Annotated in this window: 1 protein-coding gene; it reads left to right on the top strand. The window is 34.4% G+C overall.

Translation table 11 applies throughout. The annotated features are described in order from the left end of the window. Nucleotides 1-101: 101 nt before the first annotated feature. Nucleotides 102-372, top strand: a 271-nt coding sequence (locus WFK35_RS23060; RefSeq protein ID WP_336734996.1) for a hypothetical protein, incomplete at its 3' end; no start/stop codon positions are given.

The raw sequence follows: 372 nt of genomic DNA, 5'->3' as shown, positions 1-372 counted from the left end.
TATTAATAATCTTCTAAACAGTGCATTAAAACCATACAAACCTCTAAAGATGAGTGATTAAAGTGTATATTTATTTTCCGAATTTTTAAAATAATTATATAATGGGAATCTTAAAAGAAGAGTATGTGCCGATTGCTGATGCATTACTAACCAGTTTAGCTAGAGACTTAGCCATTTTTGAAGCAGAAAATCATTTGTTCAATGCTTCTTATCTTTCGGTAATGCAAAGCAAGACGGATGAGGTAAGGGCAAAGGAAACCGGAGACGCATTGCTGATACAGCAAAAGCAGACCACAAAAGAGCTTTATACATTGGGCAAAGAACTTTCTAAACCTATGAAACTGCTGAATCTGGTTTTTGATAAAGCGGGAA

The sequence above is a fragment of the Chryseobacterium sp. VD8 genome (assembly GCF_037149975.1).
GTDB classification, from domain to species: Bacteria; Bacteroidota; Bacteroidia; order Flavobacteriales; family Weeksellaceae; genus Chryseobacterium; species Chryseobacterium indicum.
The sequence above is the reverse complement of the archived record's forward strand: the minus strand, read 5'-3'. Positions and strand labels throughout refer to the sequence as shown.